The sequence below is a fragment of the Nocardiopsis sp. TNDT3 genome (genome assembly GCF_003427465.1).
GTDB classification, from domain to species: Bacteria; Actinomycetota; Actinomycetes; order Streptosporangiales; family Streptosporangiaceae; genus Nocardiopsis; species Nocardiopsis dassonvillei.
The window spans coordinates 1-5,643 of sequence record NZ_QPFC01001292.1 but is presented as its reverse complement, the minus strand read 5'-3'; the positions used below and the strand labels follow the sequence as shown (position 1 = coordinate 5,643).

Below are 5,643 nucleotides of genomic sequence, written 5' to 3'. Positions count from 1 at the left end.
ATCCCACCCCGGCCCAGGGCGTGCGGTGGACGACACCGATCGTGGAAACCCCCGGGATCGTCGTCCTGGCCTCGTGGATCTGGCGGCTGGTGCGGTTCCTTCTCACCCTGCCGTTCCGGTTCCCCGTCATGGTCGCCTGCCTCGCCTCGTCGGCGGGGGTGTGGTGGTGGCTGGACTGGCCCGGCCTCGCCTGCCTGTGGGGTACCGCTGCCGTGGTCTCCCTTATCTGGTGGCGCACCTGGCCCGGCTCCTACCGCGCCTGTGTCACCCTGCGTCTGCTGGCGTGGTGGCGGCATCTGTTCGTCTACAAGCGGCACTGGCAGCCGGTGTTGGTGATCTCCGGGTTGGCTGAGTCCTACCAGGAACGCCGCTACCTGCCCCGCATCCGCCGCGTTCGATGCAACTCCTGGGCCGACTACGTCCGCGTCTCCCTCGTCGCCGGAACCTCTCCGGACGACTTCGAGCACCGCGTCACCGAGCTGGCGCACGGGTTCGCCGCGCCTTCCTGCCGTGTGGTGGTCAACGGTCCCCGGGACATCACGTTGGAGTTCCCCCGACGTGACACCTTGGCCGAACCCCTGGACGCCCTGCCCGTCCCTGACTCTCCGGATCTGGACGCGCTCCCGGTCGGCCAGCGCGAGGACGGCTCACCCTGGTTGCTGCGGTTGCACGGAACCCACGTGCTCGTGGTCGGGGTGACCGGGGCCGGCAAGGGATCGGTGATCTGGTCCACCATCCGCGCCATGCTCCCCGCCCTGGCCGACGGCACTGCGCAGGTGTGGGCGATCGACCCCAAGCGCATGGAACTGGCCTACGGCCGCGACCTGTTCACCCGCTACGCCGACACGGGCGAATCCGCGGTGGCCCTGCTCGAAAAGGCAGTAGCGCAGATGCAGGAGCGGGCCGAACGCTACGCGGGCAAACAGCGCTCCCACATCCCGACCACCGCTGACCCGTTCGTGGTCGTGCTCCTGGACGAGGTCGCCTTTCTGACCGCGTACCACCCTAACCGGGACGTGCGCCGGAGGGCGGAGAACGCGATAGCCACGCTGACCTCGCAGGGGCGTTCGGTCGGCTTCGCGGTCCTGGCGGCGTTGCAGGACCCGCGCAAGGAGGTCATGAACCTGCGCAACCTCTTCCCCGACAAGGTCGCCCTGCGCCTGGACGAGGCATCGCAGGTGGACATGGTCCTCGGCGAAGGCGCACGTGAACGGGGTGCGGAAGCCCACCTGATCGACCCCACCCTTCCCGGGGTGGCCTACGTCCGTCTGGAAGGCTCTCCGTCCCCGGTGCGGGTCCGGGCCGCCTACGTCGCGGACGAGGACATCACAACCATGGTGGACAACTACGGGGTGGGCTTTTCCTCGGATGGAGGGGCAGCCTGATGTTGGTACTTCTTCGCTTCCTGCCATGCCCCGACCAAGAACACCGCGAAGAACAGGGTGTTGAACACGAAGAGCAGACCCGGCATGACCTGGCCGTGGCTAAGCGACAGTACCGACGCGGTCAGGCTGAGCACGGTCGTCACAAGCAGGAACGGCACCAACCACGGTTTCATCTGACCTCTGCTTTGGTCGTTCGAGGGGGCGCCTGATGCCCACTCCCACCGGTAAGACAACCCGGGCCGAACGGCTCGCGCAACCGCTCGCCCGTGAGGTGGCCGAACAGGTCGCCGCCGACCACGGCGTGTGCATCCGCCCCGTGTCCCTTCGACGCACCAACATCGCCACAGGTGCCGCCGAGGTGATCGACGTTCCGTGCGGGTCCACGCTTGAATCGCGGTGTCCGGCCTGCGCCAAGAGGAAGCGCAGCCTTCGCCGCTCTCAGTGTGAAGAGGGCTGGCACCTGGTTACCGAACCTGTGGTGGAGCCTGATCCGCCGTCCGAGGAACAACGCGGTTGGGTGGAACAGCGGGCGTTGGTCACCGCCGAACGGGATCGCCTCGCTGCCACCGGGGTCGCTGACCCGGAACAGCTCTCGGCGCTGGATGCGGCGATCGCGGACCTGGACGAGGAGATCACCGCCTCCGGCCTTCGAGGTTCGGTCACCCGCTCCGGCGACTCCTCGGGTTCGTCGGGGCCGCGTCGGGTGCGCTCGACCAAACGCCGTCAGGACGTGCCCGACCTTCCCAAGCGACCTATGACGAGGAAGACGGTCGGGCGGGCCTTCACTGACCCGGCCTCGGGCAAGGTGTTTCGGCCCTCGCTGTTCATCACCCTGACGTTGGACTCCTACGGGCGGGTGCGCTCGGACGGCACCCCGGTCGATCCCTCCACGTACGACTACCGGCGGGCCGCCCGGGACACCCTGCACTTCTCCAAGCTGGTGGATCGGTTCGTGCAGAACCTGCGCCGCGTGGCCGGGTTCGATGTCCAGTACTTCGCCGCCGTGGAACCCCAACGACGGTTGGCCCCGCACCTGCACATGGCCACACGCGGCACCATCCCCCGGGCAGAGCTGCGCCAGATCGCCGCCGCGACCTACCACCAGGTGTGGTGGCCTACCGCCGACCGCGTCGTCTTCGACGGTGACCACCTGCCGGTCTGGGACGAGGACGCGGGTACCTATCTCGACCCGACCACCGGGGAAGTCCTGCCCACGTGGGATGAGGCGCTGGACGCCCTCGATGACGACCCGGACGCCGAACCCTTCCACGTGGTGCGGTTCGGCCGTCAGGTGGACGCCAAGGGTGTGGTCGCGGGCTCGGCGGACGCGGACCGGTGTGTGCGCTACCTGGCCAAGTACCTGACCAAGGACATCGCCGACTGCCATGCGGCCGAAACGGTCCGGCAGGAACAGCACGTGGACCGGCTCTTGGAAGCGCTGCGCTTCGAGCCGTGCTCGCCCCGGTGCTCGAACTGGCTGCGCTACGGCATCCAGCCGGACGAGGCCAAGGCCGGACAGCGTCCCGGGTTCTGCCGGTCCAAGGCGCATCGTCGCGAACACCTGGGCTACGCGGGCCGCCGCGTCCTGGTCTCGCGCAAGTGGTCCGGCAAGACCCTGGCCGACCACAAGGCGGACCGGCTCACCTGGGTCCTCAACGCCCTCGGAATTAACGGCGTTAATAGCGACCCCGCCAACGAGGGCCAGGCGGACGAGGACAACCTGCGTTCCCCCGTGCTGTCCTCGGTCGCCTCGGGCTCCTTCGAGTGGGAGTTGGCCCGACCCACCGACCCCGACGTGGCCCCTCGGGAGCAACGCCTTCTCCGCGCGGTGGGCGAAGCACTCAAACGCCGCGCACAGCTCGACGCGGCACGGCGGAACGATCTTTCGGCAACCCACGGAAGCAGGACGGCATGAGTGCGACGACGGTGACCCCGGCCGTTCCGGAACAGCGTCGGGACCACGGCCTGTGGTCGGTGAAGGACACGGCCTCCTTCCTGCGCGTGCCGCCCAAGACGCTCTACGAGTGGCGCTACAGGGGCGACGGTCCGCCCTCCCACCGCGTCGGCCGGTACGTGCGCTACGTGCCCGCCGAGGTCCACGCCTGGGTCCTGGCCCAGTAACCCACGGAAAGGAGACACCCCCATGGCTCGCGCGTGGGTCTACGACCGCACCAAGGACAGGGCGTACACGGAGGCGGTGAGCAAGGCCAAGGCGTCCAAGCGCACTCCGCCCGGCCGGTGGTGGGTCCGCTACTACGACCCCTCCGGGAAGATCAAGAGCGGCGGCGTCTTCCAGAAGAAGCCGGACGCGGAGAAGAAGCGGACCGAGATCGAGAACAGCCTTCACGAGGGCTCCTACCGCAACCCCCACGACGCCAAGGTCACCGTGGCGGAGATGGCCGAGAAGTGGCTCATCACCCGCACGGACATCAAACGGTCCACGTGGTGGCAGTACCGGGCGGTCCTGGACAACCACGTGCTGCCGCGCTGGGGAGACCTGCGCCTCTCGGCAGTCCACGCCGAGGACGTGGCCGTGTGGGTGGCTCACCTCCAGAAGCCCCGGGACGAGGGCGGTAGCAACCTGGGGGCTTCCCAGACCCGGCACGCGCACGTCGTGCTGTCGATGGTCCTGGGCTGGTGCGTCCCCCGGCGCATCCCCTTCAACCCGGCCAAGGGCGTACCGCTGCCCAAGCCCAGCGAGGCCGAACACGTCTACCTCGACCACGCCCAGGTGGAGGCGCTGGCCGACGCCTCCCTGACGCTGCGCACCAAGTACGGGCAGGAACTCGCGTCGGCCAGGGTGAGCCGGGCGCTCGTCCTGCTCCTGGCCTACACCGGCATGCGGTGGAGTGAGGCCGCCGCGCTGCGCGTGGGGCGGGTGGACCTGGACCGGCGTCGGGTCCGGGTCGTCGTGACCTTCGCCGAGGTGGACGGCAGGCTCGTCGAACAGCCCCCGAAGAACGGCAGGTTCCGGACCGTGCCGGTTCCCCGGTCCCTCGTCCCCGAACTGCGGTCCTTCGTGGAGGGGCGTCCGGTTGACGCGCTGGTCTTCACCACCAGGCGGGGCGCCCCGCTGCGTATCCGGAACTGGCGCAACCGTGAGTTCGCCCTGGCGGTGAGGGCGGCCGGGCTCGACGGCATGGGGCTGACCCCCCACAAGCTCCGGCACACCGCCGCGTCGCTCGCCATCGCGGCCGGTGCGGACGTCAAGGTCGTGCAGGCGATGCTCGGCCACAAGACGGCGACGATGACCCTGGACCGGTACGGGCACCTGTTCCCCGACCGCCTGGACGAGGTGGCCGACGCGATGGACGCCGCCCGTCTGCGGGTCCTCGCCGCCTGACCGGTGAACGGCGAAGGCCGGTGGCTCCCCGGGCCGTGTGCGATGAATGTGCTACGGACCCGGACCACCGGCCTTCGCCGTGTTCCGTGGAAGGCTCCCACCTGGGGAAACTCCCCGATTCTGCGGAGGGTGTGGGATTTGAACCCACGAAGTCCCGTCAAGGACTTGGTGCTTTTCAAGAGCACTGCACTCGGCCGCTATGCGAACCCTCCCCGCGGAGAGCGAATCTCCGCCACGTCATGGTAGCCCACACCCCTCCGCCCGCGCGGCCCGCCCGGGAACACGTTTGCGTCCACCGACATCCGTGGGGTGGCGCCTATAGGTTACCCGGCAGTAACATGAGCGCCATGGCACACATGAACCCCGAGACGGCGGAAGCGGTCAAGGCCGGTTTCCTGGCCGCGGTCCCCTTCGTCCGGACCCTCGGCCTGACCTTCACCGAGCTGGACCACGGGCGCGCCGTCATGCGCCTGCCCGACAACGCGGACCACCACAACCACGTCGGCGGCCCCCACGCGGGCGCCATGTTCACCCTGGCCGAGTCCGCCTCCGGCGCCATCATCATCGGCACCTTCGGCGACCAGCTCGACCGCGCCGTACCCCTGCCGACCACCTCCACGATCGACTTCCTCAAGATCGCGACGGGCGACCTGACCGCCGAGGCCGTCCTGGGCCGTCCGCGCGAGGAGATCATCGCCGAGCTGGACGAGGGCAGGCGCCCCGAGTTCCCCATCGACGTCGAGCTGCGCACCGAGGACGGCACCGTCACCGGTCGCATGAGCATCACCTGGACCCTGCGCCCCAACCGCAAGTAGAGCCACTGGAGACACAACCGTCACGTTCCCGGCCGGGCCCGCTCGCGTTCGGTGCCCGGCCGGAACCCTCGGCGCTGTCGGCCCCGCCCCGTCCCCGGCC

Annotated in this window: 6 protein-coding genes and 1 tRNA gene; 5 read left to right on the top strand and 2 right to left on the bottom strand. The window is 69.3% G+C overall.

Annotated features, from left to right (window positions below; translation table 11 throughout):
• Positions 1 to 1,385, top strand: a 1,385-nt coding sequence (locus DQW06_RS27000; RefSeq protein WP_232833177.1) for an FtsK/SpoIIIE domain-containing protein, incomplete at its 5' end; no start/stop codon positions are given.
• On the opposite strand, the gene DQW06_RS26995 is transcribed toward DQW06_RS27000, so the two are convergent.
• Entirely contained in the window at positions 1,346 to 1,558 is a 213-nt protein-coding gene (locus tag DQW06_RS26995; RefSeq protein ID WP_013156277.1) for a hypothetical protein, read from the bottom strand. The genes DQW06_RS27000 and DQW06_RS26995 overlap by 40 nt on opposite strands.
• Before the next feature lie 35 nt (positions 1,559 to 1,593).
• Between DQW06_RS26995 and DQW06_RS26990 the strand changes: the two genes are divergently transcribed.
• Genes DQW06_RS26990 through DQW06_RS26980 form a run of 3 tightly spaced genes read left to right on the top strand, consistent with a single transcriptional unit; the run spans position 1,594 to position 4,728 of the window.
• Positions 1,594 to 3,300 carry a replication initiator gene (locus DQW06_RS26990; RefSeq protein ID WP_117199547.1) on the top strand — a complete coding sequence of 569 codons (1,707 nt, stop codon included), beginning with the start codon at positions 1,594 to 1,596 and terminating at the stop codon, positions 3,298 to 3,300.
• Complete coding sequence (locus DQW06_RS26985; RefSeq protein WP_117199546.1) at positions 3,297 to 3,506, top strand: AlpA family transcriptional regulator; 210 nt, start codon at positions 3,297 to 3,299, stop codon at positions 3,504 to 3,506. Before DQW06_RS26990 ends, DQW06_RS26985 begins: the two co-directional genes overlap by 4 nt.
• Positions 3,507 to 3,528: 22 nt before the next feature.
• Positions 3,529 to 4,728 carry a tyrosine-type recombinase/integrase gene (locus DQW06_RS26980; protein WP_117199545.1) on the top strand — a complete coding sequence of 400 codons (1,200 nt, stop codon included), beginning with the start codon at positions 3,529 to 3,531 and terminating at the stop codon, positions 4,726 to 4,728.
• 123 nt (positions 4,729 to 4,851) lie between these two features.
• Here DQW06_RS26980 and DQW06_RS26975 read toward each other — a convergent pair.
• Positions 4,852 to 4,940 (bottom strand) — tRNA-Ser (locus DQW06_RS26975).
• Between the two features lie 144 nt (positions 4,941 to 5,084).
• Between DQW06_RS26975 and DQW06_RS26970 the strand changes: the two genes are divergently transcribed.
• On the top strand, positions 5,085 to 5,543 hold the full coding sequence (locus DQW06_RS26970; RefSeq protein ID WP_081461788.1) for a hotdog fold domain-containing protein: 459 nt from the start codon (positions 5,085 to 5,087) through the stop codon (positions 5,541 to 5,543).
• The last annotated feature ends 100 nt before the right edge of the window (positions 5,544 to 5,643 follow it).